Here is a 20,006-nt window from a genome sequence, read left to right on the forward strand (position 1 = left end):
GCAGGCATTTTCCTGCTCCACGGGAGAACCGGTGATCCCATTGAATCGCTCTGACCTGCGGAGATAGTAGAACTATCCTCGCTACTCCTTGCACGATCCTCCAGCAAAGCCCACCCAGGTCAGGGCAGGAGACCTGCTGGCGCGCGCACGGCCTGACGCAGGCGGGCGGCGTCCTGGCTGGGGGGCGCGCCGAACTGGCGGCGGTACTCCCGGCTGAACTGCGACGGGTTGTCGTAGCCGACGCGGTGGCCGACTCCGGTGACGTCTCCGGGGTGGGTGGCAAGCAGCAGCCGGGCCTCCTGGAGCCGGATCTGCTTCTGGAACTGGATGGGGCTCATCGCGGTCACCGCTTGGAAGTTGCGGTAGAAGGCGGAGACGCCCATGCCGGACTGCCGCGCCACGTCCTCGACCCGGAAGGGCTGCGCGTAGTGCTCGCGGATCCAGCGCACGGCCCGCGAGATGTGACTGAGGCTGCTGTCGGCCAGGCCGAGCTGGCGAACCGTCGCACCCTGCTCGCCGGTGATCAGACGCCACAGGATCTCGCGCTTGACCAGCGGGGCCAGTACGGCCCGGTCACGGGGCTCGTCGAGCAGACGCACCAGCCGGACCACCGCGTCCAGCAGCGCGGCCGGAGCGTCACTGACGGCGATCCCCGACGGCGCGCCCCCGCTGCTCCGGGGGGCGTCTCCGGGCCCGGCCTCAAGCAGCAGCTCGGCAACGGCGGACGGTTCCAGGACGAGACCGACCCCCAGCGCCGGCTGCTTGGGGTCGGCCTGGGTGAACTGTCCTGTGACAGGCAGATCGACGGATGCAACCAGGTACTGCCCGGGCCCGTACTCGAACACCCTCTCACCCAGGGCGAGGCGTTTGGCGCCCTGCGCGATGACCGCCAGGAGCGTGCCGGACATCGAAGGCGCCGGCGGATCAGGGCGGTCGACCTTCGAGATGAGGACGCCGTCGACGGCGGTGGTCCAGTCGGGCCGCGCATGGCGGGCCAGCAGGGTGCGGAGTTCTTCGAGGTACATGCGTCCATTGCAGCACCATTCCGCGCAACGGTTCCCAAAGCCGCGAGGATCGTGCAAGTACGAACGAGCATCGTTCTAACGTTTCCGCAGGTCAACCCGCTTGAATGGAATCACTGCACTCCATCACCGAAGAGGAAGAGAAGGAATCCATGATTGCCGACTACGGCTTCAGCGCCACCCTGACCGCCAGGCCCGGTATGGGCGACCAGCTCGTCGACCTGCTGCTGACCGGACTGAACGAGGGCAGCCCCGGCGCGAGCGAATACTGCCTCGTCTACCTCGTCTCCCGCTCCGCGTCCGACCCCGACGTCGTCCACGTCGCCGAAGGCTGGACCAGCGAGGAGGACCACCACCGCGTCTTCGCCGGCAAGACCGCCCAGGCCATCGTGGCGCAGATCGACCCGCTGCTCGCCAAGGACTCCGAGTACACCGACTACGTTCCGGTCCGCGGCAAATCCGCCCTCTGACCCCGCCGAACACCCCACACCCCACACCCCGGCGTCTGCCGCCTCGGTGCCCACCGAGGCGGCCCCCGTCCTCGCCCTACCGTCCCGCCACCACCCACGAGAGGCAACGACCATGACCACAGCACGCCCCTCCCTCGACCCCGAACTGCATGAACTCCTGGCCGACATGCCGCTGATGTCCCAGCTCAGCCCGGAAGTGCTGGCGCAGGTACGCCCCTTCTCCTCGATGCCCGTCGAACCCCTCCTCGAAGGTCGCGCTATCGACCGGCGCGAGGTCACCGTCGCGAGTTCGGACGGCACCCCGATCCCCTTGTCCGTCTTCAGCCCCGCGAACAGCGATCGCACCGCTGCCGCACCCTGCGTCTACTGGATGCACGGCGGCGGGATGGTCATGGGCGACCGCTTCTCACAGATCGACATCCCGCTGGAGTGGCTCGACGAGTTCGGCGCCGTCGTGGTCTCCGTCGACTACCGGCTCGCGCCCGAGTCCACCGGCACCATCCCGGTCGACGACTGCTACCAGGGACTGCTCTGGATCGCCGACCACGCCGCCGAACTGGGCATCGACCCCGCCCGGATCATCGTCGCAGGCGCTAGCGCGGGCGGCGGCCTCGCCGCCGGCGTCACCCTGCTGGCCCGCGACCTCGGCACCCCGACGATCGCCGCCCAAGTCCTGATCGGCCCCATGCTCGACCACCGCAACACCACCACCTCCAGCCTTCAGTACTCGAACGGGCCCGGCGTCTGGACCCGCGAGATGAACGGATTCGGATGGCGCTGCCTCCTCGGCGACCTCACCGACGACGAGGTACCCGCATACGTCTCACCCGCCCTGGCCGACGACCTCGCGGACCTGCCGACCACCTACATCGACACCGGCTCCGCCGAAGTCTTCCGCGACGAGGACACCGCCTACGCCACCCGCATCTGGGCGGCCGGCGGCCAGGCCGAACTCCACGTCTGGGCAGGCGGCTTCCACGGATTCGACGCCCTGTACCCGCAGGCACACATCTCGGCCACAGCCCGCCGAACCCGCACCGACTGGCTCGCCCGGCTCCTGCCCACGAACCCCGCCGCATAGGTGAAGTCGACGAGTTCCGGTCGTACGCTTCAGCCTTGGCCAAGACCTCGGCGTCTGCTGTCTTTGGGCGCGAGCAGGCTGGTGACCTCGGCGATCGCCTCCGCCGAGGGGTGGAAGTAGCGCCGTACGTTCTCCGGCTTCTCGTGCCGGGACTTCGCCATCAGCATGGGCAGGCCGGCCCCGGACTCGCCGAGGTGGGTCAGACCAGAATGGCGGTATTCGTGCAGGTCCCAGCCTGTGCACGGCACCCCGCCGACTGCGGACGCGCCGCCGGTTCCCCCGTCTGAACACTTCCTCGCCTTCACCGCCATCGCCGCGACCCTCATATGTCACCGCCGGCTGACCAAGTGAAATGACGTTTTAGCGGTAGGCGCCCTGGCCGACAGGGCGGACGAGAATCTCGTTGACGTCGACAGTGGCGGGTTGAGTGACGGCATAGAGCACCGCGCGGGCGACGTCGCCGGGTTCGAGTTTCGGGTCGTGGGCGCGTTCGGGTGGGATGCCGCCGGTGTCGACCAGGCCGGGCTGGACCAGGGTGACCCGGACACCGGTGCCGACGCACTCGGCGCGGATGTTCTGGGCGAGGCCGTTGACCGCCCATTTCGTGGCGGAGTACAGGTTGCCCGGGCGTACCCCCCGCCCGGCGGCCGACCCGGTGAACACCAGGTGACCGCCGGAGGCGACCAGGGCGGGCAAGGTGGCACGTGCCGTCAGGGCGGGGCCGTAGACGTTGGCGAGGACCATGTCCCGCCACTGGTCGGGCGGTGCGCCGTCGGCGCCGAGGAAGCTCGTGATCACACTGGAGCCGGCGTTGGCGAAGGCAACGTCCAGTCGGCCCCAGGTGTCCTGGACCTGGCTGACGAGTCCGCTGATCTGGCCCCATTCGGTGACATCGCAGGCGACCGGCAGGACTCTGTCGGGGCCGCCCAGCTGGGCGGCAAGTTCGGCCACGGAGTGGTGAGTCCGTGCGGCCAGGACCACGCGGTACCCGGAGTCGACGGCCAGTCGGGCGGTGGCGGCTCCGATACCGCGGGAGGCTCCGGTGATCAGGAAGACGGGATCGTTCATGGAGGTCAGATTAGCCATTACAAACGCAAGAGGTCTAGACCACTGTGCTAAGTTTTGCCACGAGCCAGCGAAGGAGAACATCCGTGGACTTCAGTGACGACTTCGGGGCCGCGATGCGCGCCCATCTCCGCATGATCGAGGAACACAACACCGCGGCCCTGGACGAGGTTGCGGCGCGCCTGCTCGACGTGGCGCGCGCAGATCGGATCGTGCACACCACGGCGGCGGGCCACAGTGTGGCTGCGGTCCTGGAGACCTTCTACCGCGCCGGAGGACTGAGCTGTGTGCGCCCCTTGTTCCATCCGGCGCTGCTACCGCTGAACGGCGCCCAGGCGAGCACCGAGTTGGAACGAGTCAGCGGGCTGGCGGCGACCTTGGTCGCCCCGGCGGGCGTCCAACCGGGCGATCTCGCCGTCGTCTTCTCGAACTCAGGCGTGAACGCGTTCCCGGTCGAAGCGGCCCACGAACTCAAGCAGCGCGGCGCCTACGTCGTCGCAGTTTCCTCACGCCTGCACATGGCACAGGCACCCGCACGATCCTTCGCCAAGCTCGATGACGTAGCGGACACGGTGCTCGACACCGTCATCCCGCCTGGCGACGCGGTCGTGCCCACACCGAGCGGAGCGACCGCGTCGATCTCCACCATCTGCTCCGCCTACCTGTGGGACCTGCTACTGGCCCGTCTGGCCCGGCTCTCCGCAACCCAGCAGGTGCCCCTGCCTCTTTGGCGCAGCTCCAATCTTCCCGACGGCGACGCGGTCAACCAGCGATACCTCGACGACTACCGGGCAGCCATCCCCATGCTGTGAGCCGTTCAAGCGTCCAGGGCTCCTTTGTCCGCGAACGCTCACCAGAACGGATCTCGACTCGCGTGTGACCGCGTTGAGGTCCGTCACTGGATTCGTCTACGCAACGCCGTTCGCCAACTGAAATGGCGTCTAAGCCGGTACGGTGGGGCCCGGTGGTGCGGCGCCCAGGGCGCGCAGGACGAACGGCAGCAGTCGGTCCGCCCCGGCCCGTGCGGCCCGTGCGTCCACCCGTTCGGGCAGCCGGGGCGTGATCAGGAAGTGGCTCAGCATCGGCCCCACGACCAGGTCGCCGAGCATCTCCGGGTCGTCGACCGGCGGGATCTCCCCCCGGGCCACCGCCCGGCCCACGGCTTCCTCCACCCGGCGCCGCACGGGCACCAGGAAGCCGGTCGCGAGGGCCTCGGCGAGGGCGTCGTTGTGCGCGGCCTCGCCGATGAGGGCGCGCATCAGCCGGCCGCTCTCCCCGGTCAGGCTCGCGGCCTTGTCCCGCAGCAGGGCCCGCAGGTCCCCTTCGAGGCTGCCGGTGTCGGGCTGCTTCACCAGGTCCTCGGTGCGGGTGGTGGCGGCCGCGAGGACCAGTTCCTCCTTGGAGGACCAGCGGCGGTAGAGCGTCGCGGTGGACACCCCGGCCCGGGCCGCCACCGCGCCCGTGGTCAGCCCGCCGTACCCGCTCTCGGCCAGCACGGCGAGCGTGGCCTCCAGCAGGGCCCGGTCCCGGCCGGCGTCCCGGGGCCGGCCGCGCCGGGGCGGGCCGCCGCCCGTGTCCGCACCCGGGCCCTCAGGCATCGGCCAGCCCCGGCAGGTGCTCGGCCAGGTGCATGGCGTGCAGCCGCTCGTACTGGGCGTGGGTGCAGCGGCCGTACGCCGGGTGGAGGCGGTGCGGACCGGTGTGGGCCGTGAAGAGGGCCACCGCTTCCGCGAGCCGGGCCGCCGCCTCGGCGACGGGGAGCGCGGGGTCCAGGGGCGGGGCGCCGTCGAGTTCCGCGTCGAGGGAGTGCCGGGTGGCACCCCGGCGCAGGAAGACGTGCTTGGCGAGGGTCCCGGCGGTGGCCCGGAAGAGGGCCGGCTTCAGCCGGGGGTAGCCGGTCACCGAGTAGCCGACGGTCTGGGCGCAGTGCTGGAGCGTCTGGGAGAGGTTCCAGGAGCCGCCCGGCGCGAGGAGGTCGCTCTCGGGCCGGTCGAGGGACGCGCCGAGCAGCTCGGCGAGCCGGGTGAGGGGTGCGGGAGGGGAGGCAGGGGTGGAGGCGGGGGCGGTGGGCATGCCCCCAGTATAAGCAATACGAAACGAAATCCTTTCGTTTCGTATATCGTGCCCGCCATGACGACCACGCCGCACACGACCACCCCGGACACGGCCACTCCCCGCACGACCACCCCGGACACGGCCGCCCCCACCGTCGCCCGGCTGCGCGCCGCCTTCGCCATCGGCCGCACCCGCCCCCTCGCCTGGCGCCAGGCCCAACTCCGTTCCCTGCGCGATCTCCTGACCACCCACCAGGCCGACTTCGCCGCCGCTCTCCACGCCGACCTCGGCAAGAGCGCCACCGAGGCCCATGTCACCGAGACCGGGTTCGTCGTCAACGAGATCGACCACACCCTGCGCCACCTGCGCCGCTGGCTGCGCCCCCGCCGGGTCCCGGTCCCCGTCTCCCTCGCCCCGGCCCGCGCCCGGACCGTACGGGAGCCGCTGGGCACGGTCCTGATCATCAGCCCCTGGAACTACCCCGTGATGCTGGCGCTCGCGCCCCTCGTCGGCGCCCTCGCGGCGGGCAACTGCGCGGTCGTCAAGCCCAGCGAACTCGCCCCCGCGACCTCCGCGCTGCTCGCCGATCTGCTGCCGCAGGCCCTCGACCCGCAGGCCGTGGCGGTCGTCGAGGGCGGGGTGCCGGAGACGACGGACCTGCTGGAGCAGCCGTTCGACCACATCTTCTACACCGGCAACGGCACCGTCGGCCGGATCGTCATGGCCGCTGCGGCCCGCCGCCTCACCCCCGTCACCCTGGAACTCGGCGGCAAGTCCCCGGTGGTGGTCGAGCCGGGCGCCGACCTCGCGGCCGCCGCCCGCCGCATCGTCTGGGGCAAGTTCATGAACGCCGGCCAGTCCTGCACCGCCCCCGACTACGTCCTCGCGATCGGCGACACCGCCCCCGCCCTGGAACACCACCTCGGCACCGCGATCCAGGAGATGTACGGTCCCGACCCGGCCGCGAGCGCCGACTACGGCCGGATCGTCAGCGACCGCCACTTCGACCGCCTCCTGACACTGCTGGACGGCGCCGGACAGCGGACGGGCGGCGCCCGTCTGGTCACCGGCGGCGCGCACGACCGCACGACCCGCTACCTCGCCCCCACCGTCCTCGCCGACGTGGACCCGGACGCGCCCGTGATGCGCGAGGAGATCTTCGGCCCCCTCCTGCCGATCGTCCGCGTCCCCGACCTCGACGCGGCGATCGCGTTCATCACCGCCCGGGACAAGCCCCTCGCCCTGTACGGCTTCACCTCCTCCCGGCACACCAAGCAGCGGCTCGCCACCGAGACCTCCTCCGGCGCCCTCGCCTTCGGCATCCCGAACGCCCACCTCACCGTGCCCGGCCTGCCCTTCGGCGGCGTCGGCGAGAGCGGCCTCGGCCGCTACCACGGGGCGCACTCGATCGACACCTTCAGCCACACCAAGGCCGTCCTGGACAAGCCCCTCCTGCTGGACCCCCTGCGCGCGGTCTACCCCCCGTACACCCCCAGGAAGGCCCGTTTCCTGCGCACCTTCCTCTGACCCACCCGCCCCTCGCGGCCCTAGCATCACCCCATGCGCTTACGACGGAGTCATGACAAGACCGGGGCGCTCCTCGCCGCCCTCCCCCGCGATCCACGAGCCGACGCCTACCCGATGCCGGCCGTGCCGTACGGCTGGTACGCCGTGGCGCGCTCCGCCGAACTGCGCCCGGGCGAGGTGCTCAGCCTGCACTACTTCGGCCGGGCGCTGATCGCCTTCCGGGGCGCCGACGGGCGGGCGGCCGTCCGGGACGCCCACTGTCCGCACTACGGTGCACACCTGGGCGCCGGCGGGAAGGTCGTCGACGGCACGGTCGAGTGCCCCTTCCACGGCTGGCGGTTCGGGGCCGACGGGCGGTGCGTCGAGGCGCCGTTCGCGGTCCGCACCCCCAAGGTCTCCCTCGGCGGGCTCCCCGTGCGCGAGCACAGCGGACTCGTCCTCGTGCACGTCGGCCCCGACGACCCCTCCTGGGAGGTCCCCGAGATCCCGGAGACCACCTCCCGCGACTTCGCCTCCCCCGTCGACGACACCTGCCGGGCCCGCGTCCACATCCAGGAGATGCGCGAGAACATCGTCGACGAGTCGCACTTCCACTTCATCCACGGGCAGGCCGAACCCCCCGTCCAGGACTGGCAGGTGGACGGCCCCTTCGCCGAGGTGCGCGGCCGCATCCGGCGGCGGGTCCTCGGCCGGGACATCGACAACACCTTCGACGCCTTCATGTACGGCCCCGGAGTGATGGTCGTCCGCACCCACGGCCCCGTCCTCTCCGTGACGGCCGTCGCCCTCAGCACCCCCGTGGACGACCGCACCAGCGAGCTGCGGATGCTGTACTACCTGCGCAAACCGGAGCGCGCCCGGTTCCTGACCCCCGCCCTCAAGCTCGTCTTCCGCGCGGAGGCACTCGGCGAGGTCCGCGAGGAGGTCCACATCTGGGACCACAAGATCCACCAGCCCCGCCCGGTCCTGCTCCCCCATGAACAGGGCATACGGCAGCTGCGCCGCTGGTACGCCCAGTTCTATCCCCAGCAGACCGAGACGGCGCCCGAGACCGAGACCGCGCCCGAGGTCGCGCCCGAGGCCGAGACCGCTACGCCTGCGGCCTCCGCACGACCACCACACCCCCGTCGAGATCGACCGTCGTCCGACGCGGCGGAGCCCCGTCCTCCTCGGCGTCCCGCAGCACCGGAGCCGACTGCCGCTCCTTGAGCCCGTCAGCACGGTGACGAGCCCCGGCAAGGTCATGGAAGACGGCGAACCCCACGACACCATGACCGCCGGGACTGCCGCGCAGAAGGCCCGGGCCGCTTCCCCGGCCCGAGCCCTCCCGCCGTCCCGGACGGCTACAGCGTGACCCGGGTGCCGCCCAGGGTCACGACCAGCTTGCCGTCCGAGGCGAACGACCAGGCCAGGGCACCGCCGTAGGAGGAGGCGCAGCGGGAGCCGTTCGTGCCGGTCCAGAACTGGTTGGTGCTGTCGGCGTCGCCGACCGTCTTGTCGTTGGAGCCGCTGACGTTGTAGCGGCAGGAGGTGTTGGAGCGGAAGACCGACGTACCCGCGTCCCAGGAGTAGTTGCGCTGCGCGTTGTCGATGCTGAGGTTGTTCGACACCGCCATGGAGCCCGGGTTGCTGTTGTACGTGAAGCCGTGCTTGCCGTTGTGGTACGCGATGCTGCGCCGTACGACGTGGTCGACGGCGATGCTGTCGCCGCCGAGCTTGTAGCCGTTGCGGTCGCCGTTGGCGTTCACGGTCCCGTCGGAGAGGGTGCCGTTGTTGTAGGACAGGGAGTCCTCGACGGTCACCGGGCCGATCGCGCCGGTGTCCGTCTTGGTGTAGAGGTCCCAGCCGTCGTCGATGTTGTTGTGGGAGACGGCGTACCGGAACACGTTCCCGGTGCCGGTGGTGAGCTTGGCGGCGAAGCCGTCGGCGTCCTCGCCGTCGGAGTCCGCGTTGTCGTGCGACTCGGCGCTCAGGATCAGGTTGTCCGAGGGCCAGTCGGCCCTGGCCGTCGAGGAGGCGATCCGGCCGAGCTGGAGCCCGGTGTCGCGGTTGTAGCGGGTCACCGTGCGCTCGATGACGTTGTGGCTGCCGCCGACGTAGATGCCGTTGTCCCCGGCGCGCTCGACGACGATGCCGTACACCTTCCAGTACGACCCGAAGAGCTGGAGCCCGCGGTTGGCGGAACTCTCGCTCTGTGCGGCGAAGTTGAGCACCGGGGTCTCACCGGGGTAGGCGGACAGGGTGGTGCGGGCGCTCGCGGTACCGCTGTTGGTCTGCGGGACGGTCACCGTGGAGGAGTAGGTGTACGTCCCTCCGCGCAGGTAGATCGTGCCGCCCGCGCCGACCCGGCTGATCGCCGAGGTGAGGGTGGTGGGCGCGGTGGAGGTGCCGGCGGCGCCGTCGGTGCCGCTGGGCGAGACGTAGAGCGCGCCGGTGGCGGGGGGTGTGGTGCTGTCGGTCGTCGTCGCCTCGGCGTAGTCGACGTTGGGCAGGCCCTCCGCGGTGGTGGGGTTGAGGCGGATGGTGTTGCTGCCCGCGGCGAGGGTCACGGTGAGCGTCTTGGTGACCCAGGTGGACCAGGCGCCGGTGGCCTCGAAGGACGGCGTCTGCACGGTCGTCCCGTTGACGACGAGGGAGGCCGGGCGGGCGGTGGCGGTGCCGTTGGCGAACCGGACGGTGAGGGTGGCCGGGCCGGCGGTGGCCGCGTTCACGGTGAACTGGGCGTATCCGGACGTGGAGTTGGTGCCGTTGCAGAATCCGCTGCCGGAGTAGCCGGTCCAGTCGGAGTCGATGGTGCCGGTGCAGACCGCCGGCGAGGTCTCCGCCTCGTGGCGGACGGTCGCGGCCTGGACCGGCGAGGTGCCGGCGAGCGCGACCAGCGCGCCCGCCAGCAGGCCGGTGCACGCGATGACGGATCTCAGCTGCATGGGTTCATCTCCAGGAACGGGACGAGTGCGGGTCGGCCGAACTGGAAAGCGCTTTCTCCCGGAAGTTAAGGGGCTAGCCCGGACACGTCAAGAGACGTGCAGGGACGCGTACATGATTGATGTTCATGTAGATGGACGCGTCCGGACGTCCAGAAGATCCACAAGGGATTCACGCAGGAGCCTCACACGGACTGCACACAGTCCGTCGCCCGAGTCGTTAGCGTTGCCCGCCACCGGACCCCCGCCCCAGGAAGAGCGAAGACCGCAATGGACTACTGCTCCACGTGTCGCCGACATCTCAACGGCGCCCTGGTGTGCCCCGGATGCGGCGCATACGCCCCGGACATAGCTCCGGTCACCTCGGGCGGTCGCACCGTGGCGGCCAGGCCCGGTGCGTCGCCTGCCCCGTCACCCGTCCCGCCACCCGCACCCGCACCCGCACCCGCACCCGCACCCGCACCCGCACCCGAAAGCGTGCCGGCCGAGCCGCTCGTGGCGGTCGTTCCGGCGGTGGCGACGGTTCCGGCCGTGGCGTCCGCGCAGTCCGCGCCGCTCGGGCGGGCGGCGCGGCGGCGGCAGTTGGCCCGCTGGAAGAAGAACCAGCGCCGCGCCGTCGTCGCCACGGCCGTCGCCCTGGTCGGCGGCGGGCTGAGCGCCGTCGCGCTGGACCGGCAGGGCGGCGACCGGGCCCAGGCGGCGTCGGCACCGGAGAACCCCACCGTGTCGGGCCGGGAGGAACCGACGTCGGAGTACACCCGCCCGACGGCGACCGGCTCCGACACGCACCGGTCCTCCTCCGCCGACGCCACCGCCCCGTCGCGGTCCAGCGACCGCGCACGCGGTCAGGACGTGCCCACGGGCATCCGCCCGGACACGGCCGCGTCCCCGCGGACCGGCACGACGGCACCGACGGCCACGGCCCCCCGGCAGACCACCACCTCGCCCTACGACGGCACGGTCACCGCCCCCGGCGGCACGGCCGGAACGACCGGCACGACCGGCACGACCGACGGGCCCTCGTCGACGTCCCCCTCGACCTCGACCGCGACGGACGAGTCGGACACGTCGGGATCGACGTCCAACTCGTCGACGGGGTCCTCGTCGACGGGGTCCTCGTCGTCCCAGACGGGCACGTCGTCGGCGTCCACCTCGCCGTCGGACGTCTGCCTGCTGGGGCTGGTCTGCCTCAGCTGACCCGGTCGTGCACGACGAGCCGGCGATCCTTCGGGCACACTGCCTGCCATGAGCGAACCGAACCCGAAAGCGGACCTCCAGCGGTACCTCCAGGGCGCGCGGGACACCCTGCTGTGGAAACTCGAAGGACTCTCGGAGTACGACGCCCGGCGCCCGCTCACTCCCACCGGGACGAACCTGCTGGGGCTCGTCAAGCATGTCGCCGGGGTGGAACTGGGCTACTTCGGCGACGTGTTCGGGCGGCCGTTCTTCGCCTCGGACCCGCCGCCCGCGTGGTACGGGGACGACGCGGAACCCAACGCGGACATGTGGGCCACCGCGGACGAGTCGCGCGAGGAGATCGTCGGGCTGTACCGCCGGGTGTGGGAGCACTCCGACGCCACGATCACCGCGCTGGATCTGGACGCCACCGGCCGGGTCCCCTGGTGGCCGGAGGAGCGGCGGGAGGTGACCCTGCACCGCGTCCTGGTGCATGTGATCTCCGACCTGCAGCGGCACGCCGGGCACGCCGACATCGTGCGCGAACTCATCGACGGCAGCGCGGGGTTCCTCCAGGGCAACGACAACCTGCCGCCAGTGGACCGAGCGGGCTGGGAGGCCTACCGGGAGCGCCTGGAGCGCGCGGCCCGACAGGCGGCCGACAGCTGATCCCGCCCGGCGCCCACGCCCTCGCCGTCGCCGTCGCTCACGGCACCGCGTACCCGGGGACGGACGGCCAGCGGACGGTCAGCACGACGGAGTCCTCCTCCGCGTGCCAGGAGTGGTCGACACCCCGCCCCCACAGGACGTAGTCGCCCTGCTCGGCCAACAGGACGCTCCGGCCTGGCAGTTCGACCCGGAAACGCCCGCTGATCAGCAGCAGCAGTGCGGTGCGCGCCTCCCCGGTGACCCACTGGCCCCGCTCGTCGCCCTTCGGATGGACGCCCCATTTGATCTCCACGTCCTCGCTGTGCCGGGGATCGGAGGCGTCCTTGAAGTGACCGAGGAGCCAGCCCCGGTCCAGTGCCGCGTCCTCGCCCGCGTTGCCGACGTACACGGTGTCGCTCATGGGCCGGGAAGGTAGCAGGCGAGCAGGCGACGCCACCGCGGCCGCCCTGCCGCCGGCGGGCGAGCCGACGTCAGGCCCCTTTGGGGGCGAGTGCGGCGAGAATGGCCTTGGCGCCTTTCCGGTAGAAGGAGAGGTACGAGATCGAGCTGGTCAGTTCGATCTTCTGACCATCCGCGTCCCTCAGCTTCAAGCGGCGCGACAGACCCCACCACTTGACCTGGCTGGTGGTGGTGGCCCGGTTCATACGGAGGAGCTCACGCTCGGGTTCGTACCCCCAGCCCCCGAGGGACAGCAGGTGGATCGACGTCGCGGTGACGACGACGACCATGCGTACGGTCACCCCCTGGGAGTTGGCGTTGACCCGGCGGGCCGCGCGGATCCCGATCACGGCGAGCACTCCGTCGGTGAGCGCGTCGGCGTCCAGGATGGAGGCCACGGTGCTCGACGCGACGCCCCCCACCGCCAGGCCCAGATAGTCGTCCTGGAGACCGAAGATGCCGACCGCCTCGATCGGCTCCTCCAGCTTGAGGACACGCTGGGACCGCTCGGCGAGCGTGGTCAGGTTGATTCTCATGTGCTGCCTTCTTCCGGGGACCGGGACGGGACGGAGACGGGGACAGGGGCCAGGGATGTCACGGTCATGCCAAGGAGGTGCCAAGCGGACACCACGGAGACCCCAAGAAGAGGCCAAAAGGTGCTGAGGGTCCGTGACTTGACGTGCCGTCGGTGGACTCGCTGAGCGGGCGCCGCAGGAACGCACCGGCAGCATAGGTCGGGGCGCGGGAGCCGCGGATCCTTCGTGTCGGCGTCCTCTCCTCCTTCCGTGGAAGGGGTGGGACGGGCTCGGGACACCTTCCTCGGGGCAGGTGCGACGGCCCTCCGGGACACCGGTTCGGCGTAGTTGGGGTCCCCGTAGTACTCGCCGAAAAACCAACGGAGTGGCCCCTGACCTGGCCCGTTGCTGTGGAGCCGATGGCTCGTCGGGCTGAACGAGTGAATCCGGTGGCGAGAGGAGCGGGCAGATGGCAACGCGGGTGTTCTCCGATGAGGAGTTGGAGGACCTGCGCTCGTTCCCGGCGATCGGCAAGGACGAGCTGATCCGCTACTTCACCCTCACTCCGGCGGATGAGGCGTCACTGCGGAAGTTCCTGCGTCCCCAGACGGTTCTCGGCGCCGCGGTGCAGTTGTGCGCGCTGCGTGGCTGGGCTTCGTGCCGGACGAGGTCCCCTCCGCTCCGCCGGCGGCGGTGGGGCGGCTGGCCCGGCAGCTCGGCCTGCCGGTCGAGGTGCTGTGCGGCTACGGGGTGTCGAGGGGGCAGACGCGTACGGATCATCTGCGGCAGGTGGCGAAGTATCTGGGGTGGCGGCCTGCGAAGTCGCTGGAGTTGACGGAGGCACCAGGCGGGCAGGTCCAGGAGTGCGGCCGGGTCGGTGGCGATGACGTGGGCGATGGTGCCGGGCTTCACGCCGTCGATGGCGGTGCGCAGCTTGAGCAGGAGGGTGACGCAGAGCAGACCGGTGCCGTCGACGGTGAGGTCGGCTGGAGGCAGCGCCGCAGGGGCGCGGTGGTGATGTGCGGGCGGGCTCGGCGCCGCTGTCGGGACCACGAGAGATTGCCGCAGGTCAGCGATGCTTTGATCAACTGGGCCGCCGTCATTCTGATGACCCGCCGTCTGACCGAGTGCCGCCGGAAGAACCGTCAAGCCAGGGCCGCTTGCAAAGCGGTGGCCTGACGCTCCCGGCTGGGAGCAACTCATCTTTCGGACGGGCGTCATTGCTGTCCCGAGCTCTTCGGCAGACTCTACGAAACCGGGGCCAGCTCGTTACGACCCCACGGCAAAGAGTTGTTTGAGGCGGGCCTGGATCAGCGGTAGCCCGACGATGGGGACGTCATAGTGGCCTGCCCCTTCCAGGACAGAGAGGTTGATGTCGTTGCCGTTGGCCACCATCTTGTTGACGACGTCGTAGGTGACGGAGTTCGGGCTGGTGATGTCATCCGTTCCGTACAGCCACAGGACCGAGCCCGGCAGGGTTGAGGTTTCGAGCTTGCCTTGGTTCTGCTCGAAGAATCGTCTGTTCTCCGGAAGCGAGTTGGGTGTGTCTCCGCGAACCCCCGGATAGGAGTCCAGACGGTGTGACGGGGAGGCACTCAGATAGTTCTGGATGTCCTGCTTGACGAGGGCGTTCAGGTCGTCCAGGCAGCGCTGCCAGTCCTGGTGGTAAAACTTGAGCATGTTCGGGCCGTAGACCTGGTTCGGGTCGACGTCGTAGCCCGCGTGGCGTTCGGTCTTCGTGAAGTAGATGGTTTCTGCGTTGGCGAAGACCAGCTGGTCGATCTGATGGTCCGTCGGGGGGAGCCCGGATCGAGAGGTGTTGTCGATGTCCTGCCACAGGATTCTGTTCATGGCGGGAACGTCTGGAACCGGGGCGAGGGTGATGGCACCGCGGTATTCCAGGTCGGGGTCTGCCTTGGTGGCCGAGTCGGAGTAGTAGGCGGCGGCAAGTGCTGCGAAGCCGCCTTCCGACCATCCCGCCGGGACCCACTGCCCAGACAGTTCGGTGCCGAGGTAGCGCTGTGCGGCGACCGCGGCGAAGATCATGGAGTTGCCCTCGCTGGACAGGTCGTAGTAGCCGTGCCCCGTGGTGACGCCTGCGGACACCGGTCCCAGCCCTTCGTAGTCCGGCGCGACGACGGCGATGCCCATCTTCAGGACGGCCGCCAGCAAGGCGTCGTTTGAGCCGTCGACCCAGGTGTTGTGTTCCTGGAGTTGGACGCTGGGCGCGCACTGCGGTGCCCATCCGACGGTTCCGTGCCCCCAGACGAAAAGCGGCCGGCCTCCTGCCGGAGGTGCTTTCTTGGGAAGGAACAGCATGGCCGTCGCATTGACTTGGTCCCCCCGCATACCGGGCATGCGGTAGACGAGCAATTTGCCGTCGGCCACGGCGGATATCCCCCGGGGCATGTTGCGCAGAGGGGTGGGAACACCTACTACGTCCCCGTTGCCTGCAGCATCGGTGGAGCCGGCCGGGCCTCCCGATGGAGCGATGAACCCGCCGATGAGGAGCGCGGTCAGCAGTACGACCGCACATGCTCTCTGCCTGTGAAGGAAGACCCTCCGGCGGAGTCTGCGCCGGCCCGGTTCCTTCGGGAGGCCTGCGCGGGGGGACGGCCCGGGCGGAGGAGTGTGTATCGCTGCGTCGGTCATACCCGCGACCCCGCTTTCGTCTTCTTCCCACCCTGGGCTTCCTGCAGTGCGCCGAAACGTGGGGAGTCCGCGGCTCAAGGGCGGCGAGGCTGTGTGCTCATCGTTGACCGTAGGCGGCAAGGAGGACCTGCGCCTGCCGAGGGCCGGTTCGGTGCGCCATTCGGGTTGCTGTGCCCGGATCCGGTGTTCACCGTCGCCGAGGAAACCCCTGACGGGTTCTCCGATGGCGCTGTCGCACGCCCGGGTGAGGCCGCGCCTGCCGAATGGCCTACCTGAGCGGCTTTGGGCAGGCGCAGAGGCCCCTTTCTGCTTACCGTCACCCGAGGAACAACTCCCGATCTTGGTCATTCCGGGTCGGAGGGGTGAACCGGCCAAGAGGTTCGAAGACTTAGTGGCACCGTCATCGGAGAAGGGGTGCCCGGGCGCCAAGGAGGTCGGCAATGGCAACGCGAGAGCTGCGGGCTCGCCGGGCACGAAGAGGGACCCGCCGCACCGTCGGGGCCTGCATGCTCGTCGCGGGGTGTGTCGTCGCGAACTGCGTGCCCTCGGCCGCGGCGAGTCCACAAGGGGGCGCCCGCCCGTGCGCGACGGAGCCCGCCCCTCCATCGGAAAGTGCTCCGCCCCCGATCCTGTCGGGCAGCGATGTGTGGAGTTTCGTCTCGGAGCCGGGCCTTCACCCCATGCGAGTGAAGGTGACCGCGAACAAACCGGGGACGGCTCGCGGAGACATCTTTGTCGGCCCGTTCAGCGCGGACCAGATGGTCGGCCAGACCGGAGCACTGATCAACGACAACTCCGGCAATCCGGTCTGGTTTCGCCCGCTGCCCTCCACCAACCTCCAGAACGCCGACTTCAAGGTCCAGACCTATTACGACGCCCGCAGGGGCAGGGGCAGGGGACAGCCGGTGCTGACCTGGTGGCAGGGGTCCCTCGCCCTTCCGCCGTGGTATACGAACCTGCCGGCCGGTGCGCCGGAACCGGGCGGGTGCTACTACATCTACGACACCCACTACCGCCTGCTCAAGACAGTCTTCGCGCATCACGGCTACTACCCGGACGAGCACGAATTCACCCTGACCCGCAGGGGCACTGCGCTGTTCCTCGCCTCCAAGCCGGTGCCCATGGATCTCACGCCCTATGGGGGTCCGAAGAACGGGGCCATCCTGAACAGCGAGGTCCAGGAGGTCGACCTCGCCACGGGGAGACTCCTCTACTCGTGGAGCGCGCTGGACCACCTGGACCCGGCCGACTCCGAGGAGCCGGTCTCCAGCGCGTCGTCGTCCGATGGGGTGTGGGACGCCTTCCACGTCAACTCCATCGACGAGGGGCCTGGAGGCCGGCTGCTGATCTCGGCCCGGAACATGTGGGCCATCTACGACATCTCCAAGAGATCCGGGCGGATCCGCTATCAGATCGGAGGGAAGAAGAGCGACTTCACCTTCGGCCCGAACGCGGACTTCTACTGGCAGCACGATGCCCGATTCCGGCCGGGAAACCGGATCAGCATGTTCGACGACGGCTGTTGTGACCTGCCCGACGGTGCACCCGAACAGCAGTCACATGGCCTGATCCTCAGCCTCGATTTCGACCATCGCAGGGCGACCGCGGTGAAGACCTATTACCACGAGCCGCCGTTGTACTCGCCGACCCAGGGAAACACCCAGACCCTTTCCAACGGCAACGCATTCATCGGGTGGGGCCAGAGTCCGTACTATTCGGAGTACGCGGGGGCGGGGAACACTGAGGGCAACGGCTTGCAGAGCCTGCTCTACGACGCGAAACTGCCGGGCTCAAACATCTCGTACCGAGCGTTTCGGAACGAATGGATCGGCACGCCGTACTACCCGCCGAGTGCGGCGGCACGGGCCGGCGGCGGGGGCAGCGTCGTCTACGCTTCCTGGAATGGCTCGACGCAGACCAGAGCATGGCAGGTGCTCGCCGGATCTGACCCCGACTGCCTGTCGGTCGTCGTCGGACACGCCCCACGGTCCGGATTCGAGACCGCCATCACTACGAACGACCCCGGACCGTACTTCCAGGTGAGGGCACTGGATGCAAGAGGGAGGGTCCTCAAGGCCTCCAAGGTCGTGAGACGGCCCAGCTGATGGCTGACCAGGGGCACCGTGGCAGGCAGGCGCCGAAGCGGTGCTCAGCAGCCCCGGTCCTCCCGAAGCAACGGCGGTGTTTCCTAGGTGGTCCCCGTTTCGCACGACGCGCAGACAGCCACGGCCGCCAGGGCGGAGGACTCGTGACCACAGACCGCGCCGAACCCATATCGCCGCAGGTCAAGGGCTACTCCGTGGTTTTTTCGGCGAGTACTGCTGGGACCCCTAGTTATAGTTCGGGCCGTGAGGACGCCTTGGCAGGCAGCGGTCTGCGACTGGGTGGGGGTGCCGCGGTCGACGGCGAGGGACACCGGGATCGCCCTGCTTGTCATGTTCCTTTCGTTCTGGGATACCCACGGCAACGCTCTCGGAGCCCCCGCGTCGTCGACATGGACGGCGTGGCGGTGTGCGTGCGCCCTGATCGGCTGCGGTTCTCTCGTCCTGCGCGAGCGCCTGCCCCTGACGGTTCTCGGCGTTTCCCTGGTCGCCGACCTTCTGGCGCAGTTGTCGCGCAGCGGCGGGCGGGTGGATTCCTACGCCGTGCTGGTCGCGGCCGGGAGCGCGGCGTCGAACGTCGGCATCACCCCGGTCAGTACCGCGTTCTGCATCGCGGCGACGCTCGCGGAGTCCTTCGCGATGCGCCCCCTGCCCGGGGCGACCCGGGCGGCGGCCGTCTGCGCGGTGTTCCAGCTCGTGATCATGACGGGGCTGCGGACGGGCATCCGCCGGGAGCGTGCCCAGCGCACACGGGAGCATGTGGAGCGGCTGTACGAGCGCAGCGCCGCCGCGGCCCGACAGCATGCCCTGCTCATGCGTACCGCGGCCGCGGAGGAGCGCCTGCGCGTGGCTCGCGAGGTGCACGACGTGCTGGCCCACACCATCAGCGTGGTCGTGATCCAGGCCACGGCGGCGGCCGACGGCTTCGAGCACAGCCCGGTCCGCGCGAAGGCCGCGGTGGAGGCCATCGGAGACGTGTCCCGCCAAGCCCTCAAGGATCTGCGCTCCCTGCTCAACGCCCTCCACGACGACTCCGACGCGCCCGCTTCCCCGGCCGCCTCCTCGGCCACCGGCACGCCCCGGACGCCCTCGCACGGTGACACCGACCTGTCGGGGCTCCTGCCCATGATCGACCACGTCCGGGCCACCGGCCTGGCCGTCGACCTCGATGTCGCGCAGCCCGTTCCGGCGCTGCCGCCGACGGTCGCCCTGGCCGCCTACCGCGTGGTCCAGGAGGCCCTCACCAACACCCTGCGCCATGCCCACGCCCGTCGCGCCGTCGTCAGCGTCGCCCACCGGCACTCCGCGGACGACCCGGACGGCGGCGTCCTGGTCGTCGACGTCACGGACGACGGCTGGGGCCTGCGCGGGGGCGCGCCGGTCCCGCCCTCGCTCGCGGGGAGCGGCCGGGGACTGACCGGCATGGCGGCCCGGGTGCACGCCCTGGGCGGCACGGTCGCTTCGGGCAACCGGGAAGCGGGGGGCTTCCAGGTGAGTGCCCGCATACCGATGGGGGCCGGCGCCGCCTTCACGGCGGAAGAACAGGGCGTCTCCGTGGCCGTAGGACAGGGCGCTTCTCCGCCCGAGAATCCACCGTTGGACCCGCCCGATCCCCGCGAAGACAGGTGACGCGACATGCTCCGAGTGCTGATCGTCGACGACCAGGAGCTGGTCCGTACCGGTTTCCGGATGATTCTGGAGGCCCGGGACGACTTCGACGTCGTCGGTGAGGCCTCCGACGGGGGCCAGGCCATAGCCCTGAGCGAGACCCTGCGGCCCGACGTGGTCGTGATGGACATCCGTATGCCCGTCGTCAACGGCATCGACGCCACCCGGGCCATCGCGGCATCCGGCGCCGCCACGAAGATCCTCGTCCTGACCACCTTCGACACCGACGAGAACGTGCACGCGGCCATCCAGGCGGGCGCGAGCGGCTTTCTCCTGAAGGACACCCGGGCCGACCAGTTCGCCGACGCCGTCCGCACGGTCGCCGCGGGACACGCCGTCATCGCACCCACCGCGACCAAGCGGCTGCTCGACCATGTCGCACGGACCGCACCGCCAGGTGCGCCGCGCAACCTCGACAGGCTCGACGTACTGACCCGACGCGAGCGTGAAGTCCTGGTCCACGTCGCCGAAGGACGCTCCAACGCGCAGATCGCGGCGGAACTTCACCTGAGCGAGACCACCATCAAGACCTACGTCTCGGCCATCCTGCACAAACTGCACCTGCGGGACCGCATTCACGCCGTCATCACCGCGTACGACTGCGGCCTGGTCCCCACCAACCGCTGACCGGCCGGACACGGC

At 70.1% G+C, this 20,006-nt stretch carries 19 protein-coding genes and 3 pseudogenes; 11 read left to right on the forward strand and 11 right to left on the reverse strand.

Annotated features, from left to right (window positions below; genetic code table 11):
- Window positions 1-119: 119 nt before the first annotated feature.
- A complete protein-coding gene (locus U5640_RS21905; protein WP_340377465.1) occupies window positions 120-1,025 on the reverse strand; it encodes an AraC family transcriptional regulator in 906 nt (301 codons plus the stop codon).
- Window positions 1,026-1,174: 149 nt separating this feature from the next.
- Here U5640_RS21905 and U5640_RS21910 point away from each other — a divergent pair, with 149 nt between their 5' ends.
- Window positions 1,175-1,492 (forward strand): antibiotic biosynthesis monooxygenase, encoded by a 318-nt coding sequence (locus tag U5640_RS21910; protein WP_340377466.1) that lies wholly within the window; start codon window positions 1,175-1,177, stop codon window positions 1,490-1,492.
- A gap of 112 nt (window positions 1,493-1,604) precedes the next feature.
- Entirely contained in the window at window positions 1,605-2,573 is a 969-nt protein-coding gene (locus tag U5640_RS21915; protein ID WP_340377467.1) for an alpha/beta hydrolase, read from the forward strand.
- 29 nt (window positions 2,574-2,602) lie between these two features.
- Here the strand turns inward: U5640_RS21915 and U5640_RS21920 are convergent.
- Both U5640_RS21920 and U5640_RS21925 read right to left on the reverse strand, forming a co-directional pair.
- Window positions 2,603-2,833: pseudogene (locus U5640_RS21920) on the reverse strand (hypothetical protein); the annotation flags it as partial.
- Window positions 2,834-2,933: 100 nt separating this feature from the next.
- A complete protein-coding gene (locus tag U5640_RS21925; protein WP_340377468.1) occupies window positions 2,934-3,641 on the reverse strand; it encodes an SDR family oxidoreductase in 708 nt (235 codons plus the stop codon).
- A gap of 83 nt (window positions 3,642-3,724) precedes the next feature.
- On the opposite strand from U5640_RS21925, the gene U5640_RS21930 reads away from it, so the two are divergent.
- Window positions 3,725-4,450 carry a sugar isomerase domain-containing protein gene (locus U5640_RS21930; RefSeq protein ID WP_340377469.1) on the forward strand — a complete coding sequence of 242 codons (726 nt, stop codon included), beginning with the start codon at window positions 3,725-3,727 and terminating at the stop codon, window positions 4,448-4,450.
- Window positions 4,451-4,579: 129 nt separating this feature from the next.
- Here the strand turns inward: U5640_RS21930 and U5640_RS21935 are convergent, their stop codons facing one another.
- Both U5640_RS21935 and U5640_RS21940 read right to left on the reverse strand, forming a co-directional pair.
- Window positions 4,580-5,236, reverse strand: a complete 657-nt coding sequence (locus tag U5640_RS21935; protein WP_340377470.1) for a TetR/AcrR family transcriptional regulator — start codon at window positions 5,234-5,236, stop codon at window positions 4,580-4,582.
- Window positions 5,229-5,711 carry a DUF1569 domain-containing protein gene (locus U5640_RS21940; RefSeq protein ID WP_340377471.1) on the reverse strand — a complete coding sequence of 161 codons (483 nt, stop codon included), beginning with the start codon at window positions 5,709-5,711 and terminating at the stop codon, window positions 5,229-5,231. The genes U5640_RS21935 and U5640_RS21940 overlap by 8 nt, the downstream gene beginning before the upstream one ends.
- Window positions 5,712-5,768: 57 nt before the next feature.
- Between U5640_RS21940 and U5640_RS21945 the strand changes: the two genes are divergently transcribed.
- Window positions 5,769-7,220, forward strand: a complete 1,452-nt coding sequence (locus U5640_RS21945) for an aldehyde dehydrogenase family protein (RefSeq protein ID WP_340377472.1) — start codon at window positions 5,769-5,771, stop codon at window positions 7,218-7,220.
- Window positions 7,221-7,334: 114 nt separating this feature from the next.
- Window positions 7,335-8,183, forward strand: a pseudogene (locus U5640_RS21950) (Rieske 2Fe-2S domain-containing protein); the annotation flags it as partial.
- A gap of 127 nt (window positions 8,184-8,310) precedes the next feature.
- Here U5640_RS21950 and U5640_RS21955 read toward each other — a convergent pair.
- Complete coding sequence (locus U5640_RS21955; RefSeq protein WP_340377473.1) at window positions 8,311-8,484, reverse strand: DUF6191 domain-containing protein; 174 nt, start codon at window positions 8,482-8,484, stop codon at window positions 8,311-8,313.
- Between the two features lie 79 nt (window positions 8,485-8,563).
- On the reverse strand, window positions 8,564-10,147 hold the full coding sequence (locus tag U5640_RS21960; protein WP_340377474.1) for a carbohydrate-binding protein: 1,584 nt from the start codon (window positions 10,145-10,147) through the stop codon (window positions 8,564-8,566).
- Window positions 10,148-10,675: 528 nt separating this feature from the next.
- Between U5640_RS21960 and U5640_RS21965 the strand changes: the two genes are divergently transcribed.
- Together U5640_RS21965 and U5640_RS21970 are read left to right on the forward strand one after the other, a co-directional pair.
- On the forward strand, window positions 10,676-11,341 hold the full coding sequence (locus U5640_RS21965; protein ID WP_340377475.1) for a hypothetical protein: 666 nt from the start codon (window positions 10,676-10,678) through the stop codon (window positions 11,339-11,341).
- 48 nt (window positions 11,342-11,389) lie between these two features.
- Entirely contained in the window at window positions 11,390-11,989 is a 600-nt protein-coding gene (locus U5640_RS21970) for a DinB family protein (protein WP_340377476.1), read from the forward strand.
- A 37-nt stretch (window positions 11,990-12,026) separates the two neighbouring features.
- Here U5640_RS21970 and U5640_RS21975 read toward each other — a convergent pair whose 3' ends face one another.
- The 3 genes from U5640_RS21975 to U5640_RS21985 form a co-directional block, all read right to left on the reverse strand.
- Complete coding sequence (locus tag U5640_RS21975) at window positions 12,027-12,389, reverse strand: signal peptidase I (RefSeq protein ID WP_340377477.1); 363 nt, start codon at window positions 12,387-12,389, stop codon at window positions 12,027-12,029.
- A 70-nt stretch (window positions 12,390-12,459) separates the two neighbouring features.
- A complete protein-coding gene (locus U5640_RS21980; protein WP_340377478.1) occupies window positions 12,460-12,963 on the reverse strand; it encodes a hypothetical protein in 504 nt (167 codons plus the stop codon).
- 528 nt (window positions 12,964-13,491) lie between these two features.
- The gene (locus tag U5640_RS21985; RefSeq protein ID WP_340377479.1) at window positions 13,492-13,995 is read right to left on the reverse strand and encodes a sulfurtransferase TusA family protein; all 504 of its coding nucleotides are present in this window, start codon (window positions 13,993-13,995) and stop codon (window positions 13,492-13,494) included.
- On the opposite strand from U5640_RS21985, the pseudogene U5640_RS21990 reads away from it, so the two are divergent.
- Window positions 13,972-14,067 (forward strand): annotated as a pseudogene (locus U5640_RS21990) (IS5/IS1182 family transposase); the annotation flags it as partial. The gene U5640_RS21985 and the pseudogene U5640_RS21990 overlap by 24 nt on opposite strands.
- A 144-nt stretch (window positions 14,068-14,211) precedes the next feature.
- Here the strand turns inward: U5640_RS21990 and U5640_RS21995 are convergent.
- Window positions 14,212-15,330 (reverse strand): alpha/beta fold hydrolase, encoded by a 1,119-nt coding sequence (locus U5640_RS21995; RefSeq protein WP_340377480.1) that lies wholly within the window; start codon window positions 15,328-15,330, stop codon window positions 14,212-14,214.
- Between the two features lie 956 nt (window positions 15,331-16,286).
- On the opposite strand from U5640_RS21995, the gene U5640_RS22000 reads away from it, so the two are divergent.
- The 3 genes from U5640_RS22000 (at window position 16,287) to U5640_RS22010 (ending at window position 19,991) form a co-directional block, all read left to right on the forward strand.
- Window positions 16,287-17,699 (forward strand): arylsulfotransferase family protein, encoded by a 1,413-nt coding sequence (locus U5640_RS22000; RefSeq protein ID WP_340377481.1) that lies wholly within the window; start codon window positions 16,287-16,289, stop codon window positions 17,697-17,699.
- A 243-nt stretch (window positions 17,700-17,942) separates the two neighbouring features.
- Window positions 17,943-19,325, forward strand: a complete 1,383-nt coding sequence (locus U5640_RS22005; RefSeq protein ID WP_340377482.1) for a histidine kinase — start codon at window positions 17,943-17,945, stop codon at window positions 19,323-19,325.
- Window positions 19,326-19,331: 6 nt separating this feature from the next.
- Window positions 19,332-19,991 (forward strand): response regulator transcription factor, encoded by a 660-nt coding sequence (locus U5640_RS22010; RefSeq protein ID WP_340377483.1) that lies wholly within the window; start codon window positions 19,332-19,334, stop codon window positions 19,989-19,991.
- Window positions 19,992-20,006: the final 15 nt, after the last annotated feature.

The sequence above is a fragment of the Streptomyces sp. SS7 genome, from assembly GCF_037993025.1.
GTDB lineage: Bacteria > Actinomycetota > Actinomycetes > Streptomycetales > Streptomycetaceae > Streptomyces.